Here is a 23,042-nt window from a genome sequence, read left to right as displayed (position 1 = left end):
TTAGGTTAGGCGGGCATTCGCTTATCCAACGTAAAGGAATACCTTTCATGCCAATCGTCACGCCGATCCCGGCGGAAAACCTGCTGAAAACCGTGATAAAGGGGCAGTTTTCAACGCGCCCCGCCCTGCGGTCGGTAGTTGCAGAAATGCTGGCCCGCACCCTGAAAGAACACTACCCGCCCCTGTCCATCGCCCCTTCGGATTTGTACATGGCGCTCCCCCGTGAGGGGGGCGGCCGGGCTCTGCGGCCTCTGCTGGATGTGGCGCTGCAATTCCTTGCCGACGGCCATTTTCCTGACCTTTCATTGAGTTACGGGTTGGACGCCTACCTGAGCGAAGCCACCGGCAGCCGACTCACGTTTCAGGCCGATGGCGAGCGCAGCTACGACCTGAACGTCTTCGAAAACGCGATACGGGAACTGCCCTTGATCCTGTTTATCGGGGCCCAAGAGGCGCTGGCCGCGTATTGGGAACAGGACAGCGATACCGGCGTCAGTCGCTGGCAATGGTTGGCCGAAGTGCTGCGCGGCGCATTCAGGGCCAGCGCCGTCCGTCAATCGGGGGACGACACCCAGCAACTGCAGATACTGAGCACCCTGGCCGACTATCCCTGCCGAGAAACCAGGACCGAGCAGCCATGGCCTGCCAATGCGATCCACGCCTACACCCTGGAAACCCAGCTTGTACAAGGCAGCACATCACTGACGCAGCAGGCCAGCGATATTCTGCTGGTCAGCGGCACGCGCGTGCTGCTGTGCGGTTTGTCCGGCCGGATCGATTCCTACGCCAGCCTGGATGCATTCGGCGAGGCATGGGGCAAACGCATCCAGGCAGAGGAGATGGCCGACACCATCACCTGGCGCCTGTACGAGCCCGATGGCGATATTTTCGAAGTGCAGGCGGCGCTGGTATTGGATCGGCAACTGGAGAACTTGGCCAGTCTGCGCCTGCCGGCGGGTACCAGCGTCAAGGCGTTGGAACAGCAGTTTGCGGCAATCACCGACCTGGCGAGCCTGTTCACCGACTCGCCCGCCATCGCCAGCCATCCCGCGCCGTCGATCGAGGCGGCCCTGCCCGGCTGGCTGCAAAATGCCTCGGCGGCCGATCGTTTCGCGTTTTCTCAGTGCCTGCTCGAACAGGCCAGCCTTCGGCGTCTGAATCAAGGCAAACACTACCTCGATGATCTCGAGGATATTCGCAGCTATGCCGCCAGCCATCTGGATCACCAACTGTGCCTGGACCGCAACGCCACCGAACACGGCGAACGCAGCTGCAAGGAACTTGCCCAGGGCGCCTACCGGGCCGACGCACTGCAACTGACCTTCGAAGTGCCGGTGGGCACCCTGCAAAGTGGCTACATCGACCGCGTGTCAATGAGCCTGGTCGACCTGGCGCTCAAGAACCTTTCAGGTAAACCTGCCGGCCGCATGACGGTGCGCCATGCGGATGGCCAGCCGGTCGACAGCAGCCTGACCCCGGAGTACCTGCTCGCGCTGGTGCAGCGCATCGATGTCGGGCGCAACTACCCGGCTTACCTTCACCAGTCACTGCTCGGCGAGGACGCCCAGGCGCAAGAGCGCAAGCGGCTGTTCCTTGTGCAGCGTCCCATCGACCTGAAAACCCAGGCCCTGGAATACAAGATCAAAGGCCAGGCCGGGCTTACGTCGCGAGGGCTGCGCTATGTCGAAGCAGTGCTGGGCACCCACAGTACCGAGCGCTGGGCGGGCATGGATGAAGTGGTCATGCGCGTGCTCGCCTTTCAACGCAAGCCCGGCGCAAAGGCGGACGGGGTGCAAAATATGTCCATCATCGAGCCGCGCAACGGGCAGCCAGGCCCGCGCTTGTTGTATCGCCCGGCGTATCGGGATTCGCTGTTGGAATTCACCGACCGCGCCAGTCTGCTGGCCGCCATCGCCGAGCCCGGCGAGCTGCAGGACAGCGTCCTGGCCTGGATGGAAGACCCTGCCAGAGCGGTGTACAGCAACGGCGGATTCCGGGAGCCCCATTACGTGCGTGTCAGCGGCATAGGTTCCGAGTTCGACCCCTTGCCGTCCATTCCACGCCCCGCGACGCTGGCCCCGCCGAGTGATGAAAGCAGCGATCAAATCCTCCAGGCGCTGGGCAACAACCAACTGATGGACTACCTGTACGAGTGCGAAGCGCGGCAACTGCAAGAGCAAGCCGACCGCGACTCGACGTCCAACACCGAAAGCCGCTGGGCGCTGATTCTCGAAGGCGTGCAACTGGGCTTCAACACCTTACTGATGCTGGTGCGTGGGCCCTTGGCGGCGGTGGGCTGGTTCATGCAGTTGGCCCTGAGCCTCAAGCAGGACGTACCAGCCCTGGAAAGCCAAGACCCGATTGTCCGTGAACTGGCGTGGGTCGACCTGCTGCTCAACACCAGCATGGTTCTGATTCACCTGGGGATACCCGACCACGTAGCGCAGGCCCCTGCGCAAGCGGAGGTCCCACGGTTGCCATTGCAACACCCGCAGGGCCAGGCCATCTCGACCCCGGCCGTGGTGCAACGGGGCATCATCGGCTTGCCTGCCGAACCGCCCGGCGGCGGCCGCACCCTGTTGGATATCGACCGCTCCCTGGCCAGCGACAGGGCCGCGACACGTTTGTTAAGGAAACTGCTGGAGGTCAATGTGCCCTGGCCTGAACACGCCCCGGACCCCGTCGCGCTCGGCCCTTATCGCGGGTTGTTCAAGATCGGCCAGCGCTGGCACGCCACGGTGGGCGGCCTGTTGTTTCGCGTCAACATTACCCCGGACGTGGACGACGTATTCATCATTGACCCGAACAAACCCGATCACCCCGGCATCAAGCTGCGCACCGATGGCAAGGGCCACTGGACCCTAGACCGCGGGCTCAAGCTGGCGGGCGGCGGGCCCAAGCGCCTGGCAACGCTGCGCGAGGAGAATCGTCGCCAGGCGGTGCAATTGAAGGACCGCATGGACACGCTCAATGCGCAGATTTCCCCGGACATGGCCGAGTTCAGAGATTGGCTGACCCGCCTTAACAATAACCGCGCGGTCCTGATCAAGCAGACCACTACGTTGAAACTGGTGTGGAACCTGCTGCAAAAAGCCACCGATGCGCAGAGACCCGCGATCGAAGCACGGCATCAGCAGGAGATAGCGGCCTATTCGAAGGCGCGCACCGACTATGAGGTGGTCCTGGATAAACTCGAGCAGAGTTACGCCAAGGTACTGCCAAAGCGCATCGAGCTGTACAAGGTAGGTCAGGACCTGCAGAAATACGCGGGTGCCGGCCCCCATGTCCAGGACCAGGCCATCACGCTCAAAACGCTTTGGGACGAGCAAATGCGCACGCATTTCCACCTGCAGAAATGGGCCGACACCTTTATGTTCACTGAGCGTGGCGAGCCCATGAGCCACCTGGCCAGCCGGATGCGCGAGGAACTGCGCGAAGGTCGCCCCTGGGCGTATAACGAACATGTGACCCGCTCGATTGAACTGGCGGACGTCGTTCAACGCATGGCGGCCCGCTCGCGCGAGATGGAAACCACCCTTGAGTTGCTGGAACAGGACTCCGTGGCCGGACGCGTGTTGCGCACGCAAGCGTTGTCCAAAATTACGACGTTCCAGCACTTTTTTGCGCAGAACCTGGAGATGCATGCGCTGATCCCGCTCTCGTGGGTGGTCGTGAAATTGTCGGCGCTGGAGGCGTCGCCGCTGGAGGCGCTGTACATCGAACATCTAAACAATTCGAGCCTGGGCCAGGCCTTGCTGTCACATACCGAAGTGCGCAGCAGCAGCGGTTATCCGCTGGATGAGCAACGATTGCTGTACGGCACAATCCTGGACAAGTACCGCAGCTACGAGCAGGCCATCGAGGCGCTCACGTTCATCAATCCGCAACGCGTACACCCCGTGGCCGAACGCCTGCTGGCCGGGCTGAGTCGGGCGCGGACGCTGGCTGAAAACGAGCTGGAAAGTGTGGTGCGCAGCCAGGAAGCACTGGAGGTCGAAGCATCCGCCGCCACGTTGCTCAGGCCGAAAGAGCCGGCCAAACGTATCTTCAAAACCCGTACGCGCACGTACTGGATCGGCGAGCTGAAACCTGTCGATGGTCTACACCCTCGCGAACGGCTCACCATTACCAATAGCCTGACCGGTGAACCCCTGACCACCTTCGACGCGGATGATGCCGGCAGTTGGGTGGAAACGCCCCAGCAACCCATGGCCGCCCCCGAACCGGCGGCGCCGGCCTCTACCCTGGCAATGCTCAAAGACCAGTGCGAGAAAGTGCTGCGGCAACGCCCCGAGATCGAACGGCTCATCAGTGCCCAACAGAAGAAGCTGGAGTCCGCCCTCACCCGGCAAGACGTCAACCCGGCCGACTGGGATGAGTTGCTCACCGGACAGGCCGATAGACTCAACGCACTTGCGGATGAAATCGCACGGGATCACAGCGACCAGCCCAGGGCGCAGGACGCCATCGATCGTTACCGCGCCAACGCCAGGGACATGCAGCGCATGGCCACACGACTGTGCAGCGACGCCTACAAACGCCAGTGGCCAACCCTGGAAAGCCTCGATTACCTGTGGCGACACAAGGAGATCGATATCAACCTGACCAGCCTGGCAGACCCGCAGCGGCCAACCCTCAGCGGGGATTTCTTCACCGAATACGCGGTGTACGACAAAGCGCAAAAGCCGCCCAGTGTGCTGTGGTATGCCCACTTTCACTACGCCACCGCCGACGCGCCGCCTGAGCGCTACACGCGAGCCCACTTGAAACTGGCCAGCCAGCGCAAATACACGCAAAAGGATTTGCTCAAGGAACATGTCCAGGCGAAATTGCGCAGTGAGCAGGCGGCAGGGGCCGACCCGGTGGAAAGAATCCTGTACGTATTGATCGCGCCGCCCCAGGACCAGCTCTTCCTGGCTATCGCGCCAACCATCAATTGACCCTCAACGTCCGGCGTCGCTGACGCCGGACGTTGTGCACCGCCTTGGGTTCAGTGGGCAAACAGCGAATTGCCCTTCTGACCCGCCAGCTTCTCGGGTTTGATCAGGAAGCGCGCCAGTGCCGGCAGCAGCCACAGTGCACCGAACATGTTCCACAGCAGCATGAAGGTGAGCATCAGGCCCATGTCGGCCTGGAACTTGATGGCCGAGAAAATCCAGGTGCACACGCCGATGGCCAGGCACAGGCCGGTAAACAGCACGGCTTTACCGGTGGATTTGAGCGTCTGGTAATAGGCTTCCTGCAACGGCAATCCGGCACGCAGGAAACTTTCCAGGCGGCTGTAGATGTAGATGCCGTAGTCCACGCCAATCCCCACGCCCAACGCCACCACCGGCAAGGTCGCGACCTTGACGCCGATGCCCATGAACGCCATCAGCGCATTGCCCAGTACCGAGGTGAGCACCAGTGGCAGCACGATGCACAGGGTCGCGGCCCACGAGCGGAAGGTGATCATGCACATGGTCGCCACGCACAGGTACACCAGGATCAGGATGGTCAGTTCCGACTCCTTGATGACCTCGTTGGTGGCAGCTTCGATCCCGGCGTTACCGGCGGCGAGGATGAATTCCAGGCCGTCCTTGTTGTTTTCCTTGGCGAAGTCCTGCACCGCATGCACGGCGCGGTCGAGGGTTTCGGCCTTGTGGTCGTTGAGGAACACCAGCACCGGCGCCAGTGAGCAGTTGTTGTTGTACAGGCCGTCGGCGCGGGCAATGGAGTTGTTCAGCACGTCCGGGTTACGCGACAGGGTTTCCCATTTCAGGTTGCCCTCGTTCATGCCCTTGATCATCTGCTTGGACACGGTCACCAGCGAGATCGCCGACTGCACGCCCTCGGTGTTCTGCATCTTCCACATCAACTGATCGATGGGCGCCATGGCTTCATACCGCGAGCAGCCTTCGGCCTTGGTCTTGACCATTACCACCAGCACGTCGGAGCTGGTGGAGTAATTGCTGATGATGAAGTTGTTGTCTTTGTTGTAGCGCGAGTCCGGGCGCAGTTCCGGTGCACCTTGGTCCAAGTCGCCGATCTTGAGGTTCTGGCTGTACCAGAGGCCGCCGCCAAAGGCGACCAGGGCCAGCAGGACCGACACTGGCGCGACTTTGGCGCTGGCGAATTTGGACAGCAGGCGCCAGAACGGATGCTCGCGGTTTGCGTCTTTCTTGCTCTTGGCGATGGCGCGCTTGCTGATGCCGACATAGGAAATCGCCACCGGCAGCAGGATCAAGTTGGTGAACACGATCACCGCCACGCCGATGGACGCGCCGATGGCCAACTCACGAATCACGCCGATGTCGATGATCAACAGCGTAATGAACCCGACCGCATCCGCCAGGATCGCGATCATCCCCGGCAGGAACAGTTGACGAAAGGTCCGCCGTGCAGCCGTCAACGCGTTGTCGGCCTCGCTGGATTGCAGGGCGATACCGTTGATCTTCTGCACGCCATGGGAAATACCGATGGCGAAAATCAGGAACGGCACCAGCATCGAATACGGGTCCAGCCCGAAGCCGAAGAAGTGCATCAACCCCAGTTGCCAGACCACCGCAACCAAGGTGGTGCTCAACACCGCGATGGTGCTGCGCAGGCAGTTGGTGAACCACAGCAGCAGAATCAGGGTGATGACGAATGCGATGCCGAAGAACAGCACCACCATTACCAGGCCGTCGATCAGGTCGCCGACCTTCTTGGCAAAGCCCACGATGTGGATCTTGACGTTGGGGTTCTGGGCTTCGAACTTGTCGCGGATCTTGTCTTCGAGTTCATGGGAGAACTTGCGATAGTCCAGGGCCAGCAACTTGCCCTGATCCTGCGGGTCCGGATAGGACTCCAGCAGCGGGATATCCACGATGCTCGACTTGAAATCGTTGGCGACCAAGCGCCCGACCTGGCCGGACTTGAGTACGTTATTGCGCAGTTGATCGAGGCTTTGCGCCGAGCCGTTGTAGCTTTGGGGGATCACCTCACCGCCGGCGAAACCCTCTTCGGTCACTTCGGTCCAGCGCACGCTAGGACTCCACAGCGACTTGAGGCCCGAGCGGTCGACGCCGGAGATGTAGAACACCTCGTCGTTGATCTGCCTCAGGGTCTCCATGTACTCCTTCGTGAAGATGTCACCGTCCTTGGCCTCCACCGAGATGCGCACGGTGTTGCCCAGGTTGGCCAAGTCGTTGCGGTGTTCCATCATCTTTTCGATGAAGGGGTGCTTGAGGGGGATCATCTTTTCAAAACTGGTGGACGGACGAATCAGCGTCGCCTGCCAGAACAGGAACACGCTAACCAGCAGGCAGATGACGATCACTGCCGGGCGATTGTTGAAAATCAGGCGCTCAAGAAAGGTCGCTTTATCGTTGTGATGACTGCTCATTCTGTCCCCGCCTTCTTATTGTTTTACGAGCTCAGCGCCAGTCGGCGTCGACACGCGAACGCCACCCTGCCCGGCCAGAATCAAGTTGCCATTGCCCGCCGCCGTCACCGACGACAGTGAAATACGGTCAGGGCGGTTGAACACGCTGAAGGTCTGACCATCGTCGTGGCTGACCACCACGCTGCCACCGTTGCCGACCACCACGATTGCGCCGTCATCCAGCAAGGTCGCGCCCGACAAACCAAACTCCAAGGCGCCACGGGTGGCGTTCAACTCAACCTGCTCCCAGGTACTGCCGAAATCGGTGGAACGGTACAGGTTGCCGCGCAGGCCGAAGGCCAGCAGGGTTTGCGGTTGCGCGGTGCTGATTACACCGAACAGCGAACCTTCATAAGGGCCTTCGAGTTTTTCCCAGGTCTGCCCGTCGTCACTGGAGCGGAACATGCTGCCCTGCTCGCCGACGATAAACAGGCCGGCGTCTTTGATCTGGGCGATGGCGTTGAGGTGGAACTGGTCTTCGTTGTCGAGGCGGTCGCTGACGTCGTTCCAGCTCTTGCCGCCATCGGTAGTTTCGATCAATGCACCGTAGGCGCCGACGGCCAGGCCGTGATTGGCGTCTTTGAACCACACATCGAGCAGCGGCGCTTCGCGCTTGAGGTCCTGGTATTGCTGGGTCCAGGTGGCGCCGCCGTCGGTGCTGGCGAGAATTTGCGCATCGTGGCCTACCGCCCAGCCATGTTTGTCGTCGACGAAAAACACTGCCGTGAGCAATTGGCGGGTGGGGACTTTAGCTTGGGTCCAGGTAGAGCCCTGGTCATCGGAATAGAGGATATGCCCGCGATCACCGACGGCTACCAGGCGCTTGCCGGCATGCACCACGTCGATCATCAGGCCTTTGGCGGCCTTGGGGGACTCAATCGCAAACGCTGGCGTTGCGGGGGTATCGCTGGCTGCCAGCACCGGTGCCGTCAACGCAGCACCGGCCAGCAACGAGAGCGCTGTGGCCAGCAACGCAACCCTGCGTGCGGCGCGTGGGCGGCAAACAACCCAACCCATGACAGGCTCACTCATAGACCTTTCTCCCATTTATTATTGTTAGGTCTTGCCTTCCCGGGCTCTGAAACCTGCAATCTAGAGCGCCTGAAGGAAGCAGGGGCCATCCTATCGGGCTTTGGAATCGTCTGACAATCGGCGCTACGTTATCTTTTGTTAACTGGCGGCTTTTGGCCACTTGGTGAATATAGCTGCATTCGCCAAGGTGATTACCGAGGCGTTAATGAATTTTTATTCCATCTATTGAAATATGGGAATTTTTATTCCATTAATGCACATCCTGAAAACAATAATCCAAAGGACCACGGCTATGCGTGAACTCGGAATCGGCTTGATCGGCACAGGCTTCATGGGCCGCGCCCACGCCTTGGCGTTCAACAATGCCCGGGCGGTGTTTGAACTGCCAGTCACCCTGAAGCTGGCCGCCCTGGCCGATGCCGACACCGAACGCGCCCAGCACTGCGCCTCGTCCTGGGGGTTCGATCACGCCCATGGCGACTGGCAGGCGCTGATCAACGACCCCAAGGTCGATATCGTGGCCATCACCACCCCCAACCACCTGCACTACCCCATGGCGATGGCCGCGATTGCCGCCGGCAAAGCGGTGTATTGCGAAAAACCCCTGGCCGTGAGCCTGGAACAGGCCGACGCCATGCGCCGCGCCGCCAGTGCCGCCGGGGTGGTAACGCGGGTGGGCTACAACTATCAACACAACCCGATGATCACCTTGGCGCGGCAATTGATCGCCAGTGGCGAGTTGGGTGACCTCATCAGCTTCCAGGGCGAGTTCAGCGAAGACTTTATGGCTGACCCAACATCACCCTGGTCCTGGCGCTGCGAAGTGGAACACGCCGGCGGCGCCCTGGCGGACTTGGGCAGCCACTTGCTGTCGATGGCGCGCTATCTGGTCGGGGATGTGGTCAGCGTCTGCGCCGATACCCAGACCGTCCACGTTCAACGCCCGGCTGTCAAAGGCAGCAACGAACTCAAACCTATCGCCGTGGATGACCAGGTACACGCCCTGCTGCGTTTCGCCAATGGCGCGCGCGGCACGGTGAGCAGCAGTTGGCTCAAACATGGCTACAAGAACCACTTGAGCTTCGAGATCAGCGGCACCAAAGGCACCTTGGCGTTCGATCAGGAGCGCTTGAATGAGCTTCGCCTGTGCGGTGTCGGCCAGGACGGCTTCCAACGCTTGCTGGCCGGCCCTTCCCTGCCCGGTTATGCGGCGTTCAGCCCGGCAGCGGGACACCAACTTGGCTACAACGAGTTAAAGACCCTGGAAGTGCAAGAATTGATCATGGCCGTCGCAGGCCAGGGGACCGATGGCACCGACTTTGAAGCGGCGTGGGAGGTGGAGCGGTTGGCGACGGCGATTCGCTTGGCTGCCCAGGAAGAACGTTGGGTCAACGTGAACTCGGTTTGAACATGTGAGAGGGGGCTTGCTCCCGATGGCGGTGTGTCAGACGAAGATGTTCCAACTGGGCCACCGCCATCGGGAGCAAGCCCTCTCCCACATTTAGATCACTGACACATTTAGATCGCCTACACACATTTAAATCAGCGCAAGGCTCGGCGCAGCACTTTACCCACGGTGGTTTTAGGCAACTCGGTGGTGCGAAACTCCACATACCTGGGCACCTTGTAGCCCGTCAGGTATTCCCGGCAATGGGCGAGGATCTGTTCCTGGGTTAGGTTCGGGTCTTTGCGCACCACGATGATCTTCACTTTCTCGCCCGTGACGCCGTCCTCCACGCCAATCGCCGCTACTTCGCCTACGCCAGGGTGCATCGCCACCACGTCTTCGATTTCATTCGGATACACGTTGAAGCCCGAGACCAGGATCATGTCCTTCTTGCGGTCCACCAGGCGGATATAGCCGCGCTCGTCCATCACGCCAATATCGCCGGTGGACAACCAGCCCTGCGCATCCAGCACCTCGGCGGTTGCCTCGGGGCGTTTCCAGTAGCCCTGCATCACCTGCGGGCCACGCACTTGCAGTTCGCCCTGCTCGCCAATGTCGGCGAGTTCACCGTCCTCACGCATAAAGCGCACCCAGGTGGACGGCAACGGCACACCGATGCTGCCGGTGAATTCCATCTCGCGCATGCGCGCAATGTTGATCGGGCTGATGCTCACTACCGGCGAGCACTCGGTCAGGCCATAACCTTCGATGATCGGCAGCCCAGTGACTTCCTTCCAGCGCTTGGCCACCGCCGTATGCGTGGCCATGCCGCCGGCGATCACCATGCGCAGATCGGAAAAGTCCCGCGCGCAGAACTCCTTGTTTTCCAGCAAGCCGTTAAACAGTGTGTTGACCCCGGCAATGCCGTTGAAGCGCTCCTTGCGCAGGATCATCTGCACCCGTTTCACATCCCGAGGGTTCGCGATGAGGATGTTGCGCCCGCCCAGGCACATGAACATCAGGCAGTTCACCGTCAGGGAAAAGATGTGGTACAGCGGCAGCAACGTGACGTTGGTTTCCTGCTTGTGTTGGTCCAGTTGGTCGCCGACCCACGCCTTGGCCTGCAATAGGTTGGCGATGATATTGCGGTGGCTGAGCATCACGCCTTTGGCGTCTCCAGTGGTGCCGCCGGTGTATTGCAGGAAGGCCAGGTCATCCAGGGACATGCTCACCGGAAAGTGGTTGAGGGCCCGCCCCTGTTTCAACACCCGATTGAAACGCACCGCACCCGGCAGCTTGAACGCGGGCACCTGCTTCTGCACACGGCGCAGGATGAAGTTCATTGCCGCGCCCTTGAAGGTGCCGAGCAAGTCGCCGATGGCCGCGATTACCACGCGCTTGACGCTGCTGCCAGCCACAACCTTCTCCAGGGTGTGGGCGAAGTTTTCGAAGATCACCACCGTCTCGGCGCCGCTGTCCTTGAGCAAGTGTTTGAGTTCGTGGGCGGTGTACAGCGGGTTGACGTTGACCACCACCGCGCCAGCCAGGATGGTGCCGAGCAGGCAGATCGGGTACTGCAAGCAATTGGGCATCATCAGCGCCACACGGTCGCCCGGCTGTACGCCCTGGCCCTGGAGCCAGGCGGCAAACGCAATGCCTTGGACCTGCCAGTCGGCGTAGGTCATTTCGGTGCCGATGCTGACGTAAGCCACGCGCTCACGGAATTTTTCCAGGTGCTCCAGGAATACTTCCCGCAGCGATGGGTATTCCTCAATCGCGGCATCAATGTCTGCCGGGACGCCGGGCAGATAAGCGTTCAACCACACGCGTTCGGTGTGTTCCTGGCTGATAGCGTTCATGGCAGTCTCCTTATTGTTATTTTGGGTAGCGCTACTTTTCGACAATGGCGGTAATGCCCAGCCCGCCCGCTGCACAGATCGAGATCAAACCGCGCCCGCCGCCGCGCTCGTGGATGGCCTTGGCCAACGCCGCCAATTGCCGGCCACCGGTGGCGGCAAACGGATGACCGCAGCCGAGGGAACCGCCGTTGACGTTCATTTTGGCGCGGTCGATGGCGCCCAGCGGCGCGTCGAGGCCCAGGCGTTCGCGGCAATAGTTGGCGTCTTCCCAGGCCTTGAGGGTGCACAACACCTGAGCGGCAAAGGCTTCGTGGATTTCGAAAAAATCGAAGTCGGCAAAGCTCAGGCCTTCGCGCTTGAGCATGCGCGGCACGGCATAGGCCGGGGCCATCAGCAGACCTTCGGTGCCGTCGACAAAATTCACCGCGGCGGTTTCGCCGGTGCGTAGGTAAGCCAGCACCGGCCAGCCGTTGGCGGCCGCCCACTCTTCGCTGGCCAGCAGCACCACTGAGGCGCCATCGGTCAGGGGCGTGGAGTTGCCCGCTGTGAGCGTGCCGTTCTGGCGGTCGTAGGCTGGAGATAGACCGGCGAGTTTTTCCAGGCTGGCGTCGGCCCGCAGATTGTTGTCACGGGTCAGGCCGCGGTGGGGGCTGATCAGGTCCTCGAAGAAACCGCGTTTGTACGCGGCATCCAGGCGTTGGTGGCTAGTGAGGGTCAGCTCATCTTGGGCCAGGCGCTTGATCTGCCAGCGCTTGGCCATTTCTTCGCAGTGCTCGCCCATGGACAAACCGGTGCGCGGCTCGCCGTTGCGTGGCAGCAGCGGTTTGAAGAACATCGACGGCCGCGCCTTCAGCAGAGCCTTGAGCTTGTCGCCCAAGCCCTTGGCGCGGTTGGCTGCGAGCAAGGTATGGCGCAAGGATTCGTTGATGCCGATGGGGGCGTCGGAGGTGGTATCGGCGCCACCGGCAATGCCTACTTCGATCTGGCCCAGGGCGATTTTATTCGCCACCAGCAATGCCGCTTCCAGGCCCGTGCCGCAGGCTTGTTGCAGATCGTAGGCCGGGGTCTCGGGGGACAAGGTGGTTGATAGCAGAGACTCACGTGCGAGGTTGAAATCCCGCGAATGCTTGATCACCGCGCCGGCGGCAAACTCGCCCAGGCGCTGGCCATGCAGGTTGTAACGGTCGACCAAGCCTTGCAGCGCCGCTACCAGCAAATCCTGGTTGCTGTCGTGGGCATACACCGTGTTGGAACGGGCAAAAGGGATACGGTTGCCGCCGATAATCGCCACGCGGCGGGTCGGGGCCGGATTGAAGCTGTAGTCACTCATGTATGGCTCTCATTCCAGACAAATAGCCCGCGCATATGGGGTTTGTCGCCGGCGAAATTGCGCACTTCGAATTCGCGACGCGGGCCGGCCGCAGGGTGTTGCCACAGGGCAACTTGGCCGGGCAAAAAGATCGGCAACTTGAAGTCGCAATGGGCTTCGGCCTGATCCAATCCACCGGGCGGTTGCTGGGCGGCCAAGGCGCGGCCAAGCGTCCACATGCCGTGGGCGATGGCGCGGCGGAAACCGAAGAGTTTTGCGCCGATCACCGAGGTGTGGATTGGGTTGAAATCCCCCGAAACCTTGGCGAAGCGCCGGCCCAGGTCGGCGGGTAAAACCCAGCGCTGGGTGCGCAGCAGGCCGTGTTCCTGCAATGGCAACGCGTCGCCCCAGGGCTCGCCAATCGGGTCTTTTACGTCGCGGCGCAGGTAGAGGCTGTCGCTTTCCCACGCCAGGGTGCCGGCGCTGTAAGCGCGTGTGGCGATGCTCAGCGCCTGGCCCTTGGGATGGGCGACCCAGCGTTCGGCATACACCTCCAGGCGCAAGGCCTGACCTTCGTGCAGGCGCTGGTGCTGACGAATGCGATTGGCCAAGTGCACCATGCCGCTGGCCGGGTACGGGAAGCTTGGCCGGGTCAACAGCATCAAGTGCAGGGGGAACGCCAGCACATGGGGATAGGACAGCGGCACACCCTGCTCGCGCCGGAACCCGCAGGCACGGCCATAGGCGGCGATGCCGGCGGCGGATAACGCCACCGCCGAGCGCACCAGCCGCTCCTTGGGCAATACCGGCGCGCCGTCGAACTTGGGCTTACGCAGGGCGCGCACGCCATCCAGCAACAACTGGGTGCGCGAGGGCGGCGGGTCGATAATCTGGGTCACGTAGTCCATGGCTCAGGCTCCCAGCAGACTTTGGCCGCACACACGAACGACTTGGCCATTGACGCCACCCGACGCGGGATGCGCCAACCAGGCGATGGTCTCGGCCACATCGATGGGCTGCCCGCCCTGGCTCATAGAGTTCATGCGCCGCCCTGCTTCGCGAATCATCAGGGGGATCTTTGCTGTCATCTGGGTCTCGATAAACCCCGGCGCTACGGCATTCACTGTGACCTGCTGCGTGGCGGCGCGTGTCGCGAGGCCTTGCACCAGGCCGATCACGCCAGCCTTGGAGGTGGCGTAGTTGCTTTGGCCGAGGTTGCCGGCAATACCGGAAATCGATGACACACACACAATGCGCCCACCGGGATTAAGCCCCTGGTTTTCCATCAATGCGGTGCTCAGGTGCAACGGTGCTTCGAGGTTGACCGCCAGCACATCGCGCCAGGCCGCTTCGGGCATTTTTGCGATGGTCTTGTCGCGGGTGATGCCGGCGTTGTGCACCACCACATCGAACGCGCCGTATTGGCTGACGTGGGCCAGCAACGACGAGGCTGCATCCGGCGCGGTGATGTCCAAGGGCAACGCTGAACCATCGACGCTGGCGGCGGCCTGTTCCAACGATTGCTGGGCCTGGGGCACGTCCACACACACCACGTGCGCCCCTTCACGTGCCAAGACCTGGGCGATGGCCAAGCCGATGCCACGGGAAGCGCCAGTGACCAGCGCACGTCGGCCAGCGAAAGGCTTGTCCCAGTTGACACTAGGGTTGCCATCTACCGGTTTTTCCAATCGCACCACTTGCCCCGACACATAGGCCGAACGGCGCGACAGGAAGAAACGCAGGCTGCTGTCCAATCCGTCTTCGGCACCCGGCGCAACATAAAGCAACTGGACGGTGATCGCCCGACGCAGCTCCTTGGCCAGCGAACGCACCAGCCCTTCGAGGGCGCGTTGGGCGACGGCGTGGGGCAAGTCCGCGCAATGCTCCGGTGCAGTGCCGAGCACCACCACCCGTGCGTGTTGGCCCAGGCGCTTGGCGTTGGCGTGGAAGAATACGTACAGCTCATCCAACTGTTTAAGGTCGACCACCGCGCTGGCGTCATACACCGCGCCCTGGGCCTTGACCGTGGACGGCGCCTTGAGCGTTGCCGGGGTAGCCGCGACCGTGTCGGTGGCGCTGAAGACCTGGTGCACCTGGGAGGCCAGGCGCCCTGCCCCGGCGACAATCACCGGGTTAGCCAGGCCCGGCTGACCGCTGCGATGGCGTTGCAACGGCACGGGCTGGGGCAAGCCCACTGCCTGGGCCAGGCGACGGCCCCAGGGGGAATTGACGAACGATAGGTAGCTGTCACTCATATCAGCATTCACTCACAACACATTCTGACCTTGTAAACCCGGTCCATGTGGGAGGGGCATGCCCCCGATAGCGGTGGTTCAGCCAATGAGTCGGTGACTGATGGATTGCTATCGGGTGCAAGCGCCCTCCCACACTGGCCGCGTTTGTCCTAGTTGACCGAGGCGTTTTCGCTTTGGCTGCTGCGCCGCTTGGTGGCCGGTTCCAACGCCTGCTTGCGCTGCTGCAATGCCTCCAGCAAACCAAAGTCCTGCGGGAAGTCATCCACCTGGATACCGTGATCGGCGTATTCCACATAGCGCGCGAGCAAGGCGTCTTCGTCGTCGCTGATCAAGTCCAGCGCCCTGGCCTTGACGCGCCAGGTAGTGAAAGCCGTGGCGGAAATAGGCATCGGTTCGAGCACGCCTTGCTTGATGGCAGGCTTGAGCCGGGCGTCGATCAGCTCCACTTGTGGCAGCAGACGGAAGCCCAACTCGCCATACGCCAACTTGTCGATTTCCGGACGTGGAATGTAGGAATTGGCCAACAACCGGTCACGGGTCTCGCCCGGTGTCTGCACCACATCGGCCACCTGGGCCAGTAGGCGATCCGACGGTTTGCGCAGCGGGATGCCGAACGGGAACGTCAGGCCGCGCATCACGGCGGCGGCGGCTTTGGAGGGGTAGTTTTCCAGCACTTCAGCAAGGGCTTCATGAGCACGCACTAGCGCATCCTGAGCCGACCAGTGCACCAGCGGCAGGTCTGACTGAGGCCGGCCGTCATCCTCGAAACGCTTGAGCACGCAGGACAAAATGTACAGCTGCGACAGAATATCCCCCAGACGCCCGGTGATACTTTCCTTGCGCTTGAGGGCACCGCCCAGCACACCCATGGAAATGTCCGAGATCAGCGCCAGCACCACCGACAGACGATTGGCCTGGCGGTAGTAGGACGCCAGCGCGGGGTCGGTCTTGGCAGGTGCGGAAATCAGACGGCCGCCTGTCAGCGAATGCACCGCCGCACGTACGGTGTTGGCCAGCACGAAACTCACGTGGCCGAACATCGCGCTGTCAAAGTCTTCCAGCGCCTTGCGCCGGTCCGGGTTGCGCGCCGCTTCCATCTCACGGAACACATAGGGATGGCAACGGATCAGGCCCTGGCCAAAGATGATGAGGCAGCGCGTCATGATATTCGCGCCTTCCACCGTGATGGCGATGGGGCTTTGCTGATACGCACGGGCCAGGAAGTTATTCGGGCCCATGCAAATGCCCTTGCCGGCGACGATGTCCATGCCGTCGTTGACGATGATTCGCGCACGCTCGGTGACGTGGTACTTCGCAATGGCGGAGATCACCGAAGGTTTCTCGCCGGCATCCAGGGACGCTACCGATACCTTGCGCACCGCATCGCAGGCATACAAATGCCCGGCCATGCGCGCCAGAGGTGCCTGCACCCCTTCGAACTTGCCGATGGGCAGGCCGAACTGCTTGCGCATCGCCGCATAAGCCGTAGTGCCACGCACCGCAACCTTGGCCAGGCCGACGTTGGCCGACGGCAACGAAATGGCACGGCCCGCTGCTAGGCACTCCATCAGCATGCGCCAGCCATTACCGACTTGTTCACGGCCGCCGATCACCCATTCCAACGGGATGAAGACGTCCTTGCCGGTGGTCGGGCCGTTCTGGAATACGGCGTTAAGTGGCCAATGGCGGCGACCGCTGTTTACGCCGGGGTGGGACGTGGGGATCAGTGCGCAGGTGATGCCGAGCGAACCTTTCGGGCCCAGCAAGCCGTCCGGGTCTTCGGCGCGAAACGCCAGGCCCAGCACGGTGGCGATGGGGCCGAGGGTGATATAGCGCTTGTCCCAGGTCACTTTGAAACCCAGCACTTCTTCGCCCTCGTGCATGCCCTTGCAGACAATACCCAGGTCTGGAATGGCCCCGGCATCCGAGCCCGCATACGGGCTGGTCAGGGCAAAGCATGGGATGTCTTCACCCCGAGCCAGGCGCGGCAGGTAGTAATTACGTTGGGCGTCGGTGCCGTAGTGCAGCAACAGCTCGGCCGGGCCGAGGGAGTTGGGCACCATCACCGAAATCGCCGCCGCCGAGCAGCGCGTCGACAGCTTCATCACCACTTGCGAATGGGCATAGTGGGAGAAGCCTTTGCCGCCGTACTGCTTGGGAATGATCATGCCGAGGAAACCGGCATCCTTGGTGTACTGCCAGCCTTCGGGGGACATGTCCTGCCAGACCTGGGTGGTTTCCCAGTCGTTGGCGATGTCGCACAAGGTTTCCACTTCATTGTCGAGGAAGGCTTGCTCCTCGGCGCTGAGGCTGGCCGGCGCGGCTTGCAACAGGCGCTGCCAATCGGGTTTGCCGCTGAACAACTCGGCGTCCCACCACACGGTACCGGACTCGATAGCCGCACGCTCGGTGTCGGACATTGCCGGCATGATCGTGCGAAAGAGGCCGAGGGCCTTGCTGGTGAGCAAGGTGCGACGCAGGGGTTTGATCGTCATCAGCAACGCGGGCGCTATCACCAGCAGCGCCGCGACGCTGGCCCCAAAACCTGCCACCACGTTGAACACGTAACCCAGTGCCAACCAGATCAAGCCGGCCCCTAACCACAGGGTCGCGGCAGCTTGTCGATACGCCAGGGCAATCGCGGCTGCGAAACCCACCAATAACCAGATAACCATGGGGATACCTCTACTCGATTCAGGGCGTGGTTTACGTGCGCAAGGTCGAATTGACCTGCGGCGTAAAGCCACACTACAAACTTGGAAAGCTAATTTCAAATTTTGTTTTGAAATTTTTATTTAATGCTTGAGCGAAAAAATAGCGACTGAACCTGTCAGCCGAATCAACGCGAATTGGACGAAATCGGAACGGGTCGCGTGGGCGACCCCTTCGTTGCATTACCGGTGAAAAACCTGCAGAAAGATGCGCTGACTGCGGGCTTCGCACCGGCATGGCGTAACGCGGGATCAGAAGTTGTAAGTGACCCCCAGGCTCACGACATCGCCATAGGCTTCGGCCTTGCCGTCCAGGGTTGCCCCACCGAGACGATCCTGGTTCTGGGTTTTCAACTTGGCTTTTTCCACGAACTGGTGGGAGTAGGAGCCGTCGATGCCCAGGCCTGGAATCGCTCTGATTTTGTAACCGAAGCCCAGCGAGGTGAAGATCCGGTCGCCATCCGGGATACGCGGGTCGCGGGTGGAGTTACGGGTAGGTGTCTGGTCTGTCGCAACACCGGCGCGCAACGTGAAATCATCGGTGAGCTTGTAGTCGCCGCCGAGAGACACCATCCAGGCGTCCTTGTAGTTGTAAGGGATGGCAACGATGGTCGACCCCTCAGACTTCAGGGTCAGGTTTTTGAATGACGACCATTGGGTCCACAAGACACTGGCACCGAGGGTAAAACGATCATTGAACTGGTGAACCCAATCAATCGCTGCGCTGGCAGGAACGTCCAATTGGGTGGAGGCTTTACCGTTCATTTGAAGGTTGAGACCTGGATACAAAATGCCCGGCAACCCGGCGTCGATCAGGCCCTGGGAGCCTTCGTCAGCGTAGATGTTGTATTTGCCTTCGAGCTTGTTCTTGATCTTGGCGTGGTAGTTCAAACCCAGCGTGTCTTGTGGGGTTGGCTTCCAGGCCAGGCCGGCAAACCAGCCCACCGAGGTATTGTCGACTTTGACTCGCATGAGCGAGTAGCCAATGCCCGCCGGGAATGGAATCGAATTCGGAGCAAGTGCAGCGGCGGCATAGAGGTCAACGTTCTGGCTGACGAAGCCTTTGGTGTGCTGAACAATCGCACCACCGCCGATGGAAAACTCATCGTTGACCTTGAACGAGAGCGACCCCGTCAACCCGACGGTTTCGATGCGCGTGTCAACCGCAAAATCCCGGCCCTTCCAGTCATTGTCCCAGGTGGTACGTGCGCCCATGGGCACCACTTGGCTGAGACCGAAAGCGAAACGGTCACCGATCGGCATGACCATGAATCCGGTCGGCACCCAGGCGGTAAAACCGCCCTGCCCTCCATCACCATCGCGGGGCACGGAATTGAACTCAAAGGTATCGGGGTTAACAGTCGTGGTGGAGGTCGGATTGCCTGCGTAGTCTTTGGCGGTACCTTTGTAGTGAATATTGATACGCGCGTAGTCAACGTTGAACTGCGAGATATTGTGATCAATGAACGCCATCGCCGCCGGGTTGTTGTAAGCCGATGACGGATCATCCTTAAACATCGAACCACCACCGAACGCGCGGCCCCAGCCTTCCGCCCCGAACGTCGGAGTAGAGAACCCACCGGCTTGCGTACTGCCGGTTATAACCATCAGGCCGCCGATAACGGCCAGGTTTATTAACGTGCGTGCGTGTGCTTTCTTATTATTCATGCCCGACTCCTTATAGTTGTTAAGCACCGATATCGGTTTTTCCGAACCCGGTTTACTTCAACAAGTGCCTCTTGCCAGGCACTTGCTCACTGCAATTCATGACCGTCCCATCCAGCACCCAGGCCATTTACGGAGAAACAGTAAACGCCGGACTGGGTGAAGCAGTGAGACCTGTGATCGTGCAAGCACCAACGGTTTGAGGGCTTGAGATGCTCAGGGTGTTAGTAGAGTTTTTCCAGATAACACTGATGTTCACTGGAGAACTGCTGCAGTCCGATGCAACCTTTAACTTCAACGCACCAAGCGTTCCGGGGAACACGTCGGGACCGCTACCTGTCAGCTTCAAACGCCACACAAAATTACTCGCGACAGGAATTGAGCATATGGGGTTTGAACCGCTGAACACGGCAGTGGTAATCGCTGCAACTGATCCATCAGATGCAACCGAACCGGCCATCGCGAAGTTGCAAGTCACTGGCATATTAAAACTAAGGGGAGACTTTATAGTAATAGTGCCCGCCGTGGTAAATGCGCTACCGGCAGGGGCAATAGTGGCCGCACTGGCCGTCGATATGGCCCCACCGCAAAGAGCAAAGAGTGTTACACAACCGAACGTTTTCAAGCTTTTCATTGTTATTCCTCACAGGGTCTGGCGAGTCACTTCGCCTATGCGTAGCGCCACTGATCAGATGAAATGCTAAAGCCCAATAGACTGCGTGCGGCTGTTCTCTTAATACTCATGCGCCACTCCTTATTGTTGTATTCCACCCTTGCAAACTTTTTCAAACAAGTGCCTCTTACGAGGCACTTGCCAGTTTCAACGTGTGATCATCACGTCAAGTACTCAGGGTACTTATGGGCTAACGGTGAACGCTGGACTTGGAACAGCGGTAAGGGCGGTAATTGTGCAAGAGCCCACGGTTTGAGGCGTAGAAATACCCAGCGTGTTGGTGGAGTTCTTCCAGTTGACCGCGATGGTCACCGGCGTAGCGCTGCAGTCAGAGGCGATTTTGAATTTCACACCCGAAACAGTGCCGGTGAACGCGTCAGGCCCAGTACCAGCGACCGTCAGCGGCCATGGCAGGTTGCTCAACACTGGAACGCCGCACAGCGGGTTGGAACCGCTGACCGTAGCGCCGGTAATCGAAGCTCCAGCACCACCACTCGCCACGGTACCGGTGAAGATAATGTTGCAAGTGACCGGGATATTCAGGGACGCCGGCGACTTGACAGTGATAGAGCCCGAGGTGGTAAAAGCGGCACCAGCAGGTGCAATGGTCGCGGCGTTTGCCATCGAAACGGCACCAAAGCACAGAGCAAAAGAAGTTGCACAAACGAGGGTTTTCAAACTTTTCATTGTTTTTCCTCACATGTAATGGCGAGTCATTCGCCAGGGGGTAATGGCCATGAACGAGAGGTCACGGTGAAACTGCAGAACTTCCCTTTCCAGCCAAATCTCAATTCAATTACCGCTCTAAACGTGGACGGCGTTATTCAACAACTTTGAAGGTGGGCGGCATCTTGATCGACACCGTTTTGATTTTGCAGTCTTCGCCAATGGGGACATTGGCCGCTTCCAACTTTCCGGTGGCGTTGTCCCACGTGCCATCAGCGGTAGAAGGCCCGCACTTGCCGCCCAGTCCGAAGGCGTGCACATCCACGCTGATATTCGACATGGAACCGCTTTTGGTGTCTTTGGCCACCAGCACCCACGGCAAGTTGGTGGCTTCGACCCGGCTGCACTTGAGGCCGCCATCGAACTCAACTTTGTCGACATTCACGGATGAACCATCGGCCGCGACTTTGCCCGCGACCTTAATGGTGCAGTCGGCGCTGATCAGCGCCCCTTTGGAAAAACTGATGGGGCCCTGGGCGGTGAACGCACTGCCGGCCGGTTCGATACGGGCGGCCTGGGCCTGGTGATAAACGATCAGGCCCAGTGCAGCCAATAGAATATGGGTAGTGAACTTGGCAGGTGATTGCATGGTGTACGTCCTTCCCTTTAATTATTGTTGTTCGGGTCAAACCACTTCCTCGGGGCGATAAAATCCTGCGCGGCATTTAAGGCCCCGAGTACACAACTGGGTATTACTTCATGTCAGAACGGCTTGGCGCTGTTGCTGTACTTCTCCAGATACTTCAAACGTTGTGAGGGCTGAAGATTGGTCAGGCTGATATCCCCGGCGTAATGATTAAGCACCCGATGGTCCATGCGCCGGCGCCATAAGTAAGGTACATAGGCCCATACAATCATGCTCGCGTACCCATAGGGCAGTTGCGGCGATTCATCAAAGTGGCGCAGCGACTGATAACTGCGCGTGGGGTTGGCGTGGTGGTCGGAGTGCCGCTGCAACTGGAACAGAAAGATATTGGTGACAATCCGATTACTGTTCCAGGAGTGCCGAGGCGAGCAGCGTTCATAACGACCATTGGGTAACTTCTGGCGTTTCAGGCCGTAGTGTTCGACATAGTTCACGACTTCCAGCAACGAGAACCCGTAGATGCCCTGGATAATCAAGAAGGGAATCACCGCCGCCCCCAGCCAGGCAATCATCGCGCCCCACAGCACTACGCTGTACATCCAGGCACTGAGTACACCGTTCTTCCAGTGCCAGGCCGGCAGGCCGAGTTTGCGCAAGCGTTCACGCTCCAGGTTCCACGCTGAGTGCGCACTGAACCACACCGAGCGCGGTAGGAAGGCCCAGAAACTTTCGCCCAGGCGCGAGCTGGCCGGGTCTTCTGGCGTGGCGACACGCACATGGTGACCACGGTTGTGCTCGGTGTAGAAGTGCCCGTAGAAGGTCGGTGCCAATGTGACCTTGGCCAGGAACACTTCCAAGGCGTTGGGTTTGTGCCCCAGCTCATGGGCAGTGTTGATGGCAATGCCGGTGGCGGCGCCCGTCGACATGGCCATGCCCAAGTAGGTGAACCAGCTCGGTGCGCCATGCAGTTGCGTGCGATCAGTGATGTAACTGGCGGCGTGGACCAGCCAGTTGGAAGGATCAAGGTGAGCTGTGGCGTGCAACAGACCACCTTGGATGATCCATTCGATGCCGCCGGCAGCCAGCCAGCCGGTAATGATCACTGACGAGATGACGAACAGCACGCCGGTGTAGACGATCCAGCGGTAGTAGCGTTGGGTTTCCAGATGGCTGACAGCCGACTCGGGCGGGTTGCTCACGTCTTCGCCGAGCAGGCCGTCAATCAGTGGGATCAGCCCGAAGATCACCAGCACGCCGACCCACCATAACTGCTGGACGCCGGTGAAAATGGCAAGGGAGCCGGACAACAGGGGTGTGGCCAGCGGCATGATGCCCAACCACCACAGGTGGCGCTTGCCATCGGTCCACACGCTTGGCGCTGCCAAAGTCTGGTTCATGGCAGCCTCCTTGGTAGGGAGGTGGAAAACAGGTTCA

The 23,042-nt window shown here is 60.4% G+C and carries 14 protein-coding genes; 2 read left to right on the top strand and 12 right to left on the bottom strand.

Annotated elements, in window-relative coordinates:
* The first annotated feature begins 47 nt into the window (after positions 1-47).
* Positions 48-4,940 (top strand): dermonecrotic toxin domain-containing protein, encoded by a 4,893-nt coding sequence (locus CKW32_RS08430; RefSeq protein ID WP_095184577.1) that lies wholly within the window; start codon positions 48-50, stop codon positions 4,938-4,940.
* 50 nt (positions 4,941-4,990) lie between these two features.
* On the opposite strand, the gene CKW32_RS08425 is transcribed toward CKW32_RS08430, so the two are convergent.
* Complete coding sequence (locus CKW32_RS08425) at positions 4,991-7,366, bottom strand: RND family transporter (protein WP_032886494.1); 2,376 nt, start codon at positions 7,364-7,366, stop codon at positions 4,991-4,993.
* A 15-nt stretch (positions 7,367-7,381) separates the two neighbouring features.
* Positions 7,382-8,422, bottom strand: coding sequence for a YCF48-related protein (locus CKW32_RS08420; RefSeq protein ID WP_177434269.1), 1,041 nt, complete (start codon positions 8,420-8,422; stop codon positions 7,382-7,384).
* 307 nt (positions 8,423-8,729) lie between these two features.
* On the opposite strand from CKW32_RS08420, the gene CKW32_RS08415 reads away from it, so the two are divergent.
* On the top strand, positions 8,730-9,845 hold the full coding sequence (locus tag CKW32_RS08415) for a Gfo/Idh/MocA family protein (RefSeq protein ID WP_095184575.1): 1,116 nt from the start codon (positions 8,730-8,732) through the stop codon (positions 9,843-9,845).
* A 134-nt stretch (positions 9,846-9,979) separates the two neighbouring features.
* Here the strand turns inward: CKW32_RS08415 and CKW32_RS08410 are convergent, their stop codons facing one another.
* The 10 genes from CKW32_RS08410 to CKW32_RS08355 all read right to left on the bottom strand — a co-directional run bounded on the left by CKW32_RS08410 (position 9,980) and on the right by CKW32_RS08355 (position 23,005).
* A complete protein-coding gene (locus CKW32_RS08410) occupies positions 9,980-11,683 on the bottom strand; it encodes an AMP-binding protein (RefSeq protein ID WP_095184574.1) in 1,704 nt (567 codons plus the stop codon).
* 31 nt (positions 11,684-11,714) lie between these two features.
* Positions 11,715-13,013 (bottom strand): acetyl-CoA C-acetyltransferase, encoded by a 1,299-nt coding sequence (locus tag CKW32_RS08405; protein WP_095184573.1) that lies wholly within the window; start codon positions 13,011-13,013, stop codon positions 11,715-11,717.
* Positions 13,010-13,900: a MaoC/PaaZ C-terminal domain-containing protein gene (locus CKW32_RS08400; RefSeq protein ID WP_095184572.1), complete on the bottom strand. Its 891-nt coding sequence runs from the start codon at positions 13,898-13,900 to the stop codon at positions 13,010-13,012. The genes CKW32_RS08405 and CKW32_RS08400 overlap by 4 nt, the downstream gene beginning before the upstream one ends.
* Before the next feature lie 3 nt (positions 13,901-13,903).
* Positions 13,904-15,247, bottom strand: coding sequence for a 3-oxoacyl-ACP reductase (locus CKW32_RS08395; RefSeq protein WP_095184571.1), 1,344 nt, complete (start codon positions 15,245-15,247; stop codon positions 13,904-13,906).
* A gap of 149 nt (positions 15,248-15,396) precedes the next feature.
* On the bottom strand, positions 15,397-17,922 hold the full coding sequence (locus CKW32_RS08390) for an acyl-CoA dehydrogenase (RefSeq protein WP_095184570.1): 2,526 nt from the start codon (positions 17,920-17,922) through the stop codon (positions 15,397-15,399).
* 288 nt (positions 17,923-18,210) lie between these two features.
* Positions 18,211-19,626, bottom strand: coding sequence for an outer membrane protein transport protein (locus CKW32_RS08385; protein ID WP_095184569.1), 1,416 nt, complete (start codon positions 19,624-19,626; stop codon positions 18,211-18,213).
* Between the two features lie 127 nt (positions 19,627-19,753).
* A complete protein-coding gene (gene praB, locus CKW32_RS08380) occupies positions 19,754-20,257 on the bottom strand; it encodes an alkane oxidation protein activator PraB (protein ID WP_177434260.1) in 504 nt (167 codons plus the stop codon).
* A gap of 222 nt (positions 20,258-20,479) precedes the next feature.
* Complete coding sequence (gene praB, locus CKW32_RS08370; RefSeq protein WP_081797686.1) at positions 20,480-20,983, bottom strand: alkane oxidation protein activator PraB; 504 nt, start codon at positions 20,981-20,983, stop codon at positions 20,480-20,482.
* A 133-nt stretch (positions 20,984-21,116) separates the two neighbouring features.
* Positions 21,117-21,611, bottom strand: a complete 495-nt coding sequence (gene praA / locus CKW32_RS08360) for an alkane oxidation protein activator PraA (RefSeq protein ID WP_032886505.1) — start codon at positions 21,609-21,611, stop codon at positions 21,117-21,119.
* 113 nt (positions 21,612-21,724) lie between these two features.
* A complete protein-coding gene (locus CKW32_RS08355) occupies positions 21,725-23,005 on the bottom strand; it encodes an alkane 1-monooxygenase (RefSeq protein WP_095184567.1) in 1,281 nt (426 codons plus the stop codon).
* Positions 23,006-23,042: the final 37 nt, after the last annotated feature.

This window comes from Pseudomonas sp. Irchel 3H9 (genome assembly GCF_900187495.1).
GTDB lineage: Bacteria > Pseudomonadota > Gammaproteobacteria > Pseudomonadales > Pseudomonadaceae > Aquipseudomonas > Aquipseudomonas sivasensis.
This window is presented reverse-complemented; position numbering and strand designations above follow the sequence as displayed.

Excerpts from the sequence above, each read along its gene's own strand:
- CKW32_RS08430 (WP_095184577.1), top strand. The coding sequence starts at position 48 with ATGCCAATCGTCACGCCGATCCCGGCGGAAAACCTGCTGAAAACCGTG.
- CKW32_RS08425 (WP_032886494.1), bottom strand. The coding sequence starts at position 7,366 with ATGAGCAGTCATCACAACGATAAAGCGACCTTTCTTGAGCGCCTGATT.
- CKW32_RS08420 (WP_177434269.1), bottom strand. The coding sequence starts at position 8,422 with ATGGGTTGGGTTGTTTGCCGCCCACGCGCCGCACGCAGGGTTGCGTTG.
- CKW32_RS08415 (WP_095184575.1), top strand. The coding sequence starts at position 8,730 with ATGCGTGAACTCGGAATCGGCTTGATCGGCACAGGCTTCATGGGCCGC.
- CKW32_RS08410 (WP_095184574.1), bottom strand. The coding sequence starts at position 11,683 with ATGAACGCTATCAGCCAGGAACACACCGAACGCGTGTGGTTGAACGCT.
- CKW32_RS08405 (WP_095184573.1), bottom strand. The coding sequence starts at position 13,013 with ATGAGTGACTACAGCTTCAATCCGGCCCCGACCCGCCGCGTGGCGATT.
- CKW32_RS08400 (WP_095184572.1), bottom strand. The coding sequence starts at position 13,900 with ATGGACTACGTGACCCAGATTATCGACCCGCCGCCCTCGCGCACCCAG.
- CKW32_RS08395 (WP_095184571.1), bottom strand. The coding sequence starts at position 15,247 with ATGAGTGACAGCTACCTATCGTTCGTCAATTCCCCCTGGGGCCGTCGC.
- CKW32_RS08390 (WP_095184570.1), bottom strand. The coding sequence starts at position 17,922 with ATGGTTATCTGGTTATTGGTGGGTTTCGCAGCCGCGATTGCCCTGGCG.
- CKW32_RS08385 (WP_095184569.1), bottom strand. The coding sequence starts at position 19,626 with ATGAATAATAAGAAAGCACACGCACGCACGTTAATAAACCTGGCCGTT.
- praB (WP_177434260.1), bottom strand. The coding sequence starts at position 20,257 with ATGAAAAGCTTGAAAACGTTCGGTTGTGTAACACTCTTTGCTCTTTGC.
- praB (WP_081797686.1), bottom strand. The coding sequence starts at position 20,983 with ATGAAAAGTTTGAAAACCCTCGTTTGTGCAACTTCTTTTGCTCTGTGC.
- praA (WP_032886505.1), bottom strand. The coding sequence starts at position 21,611 with ATGCAATCACCTGCCAAGTTCACTACCCATATTCTATTGGCTGCACTG.
- CKW32_RS08355 (WP_095184567.1), bottom strand. The coding sequence starts at position 23,005 with ATGAACCAGACTTTGGCAGCGCCAAGCGTGTGGACCGATGGCAAGCGC.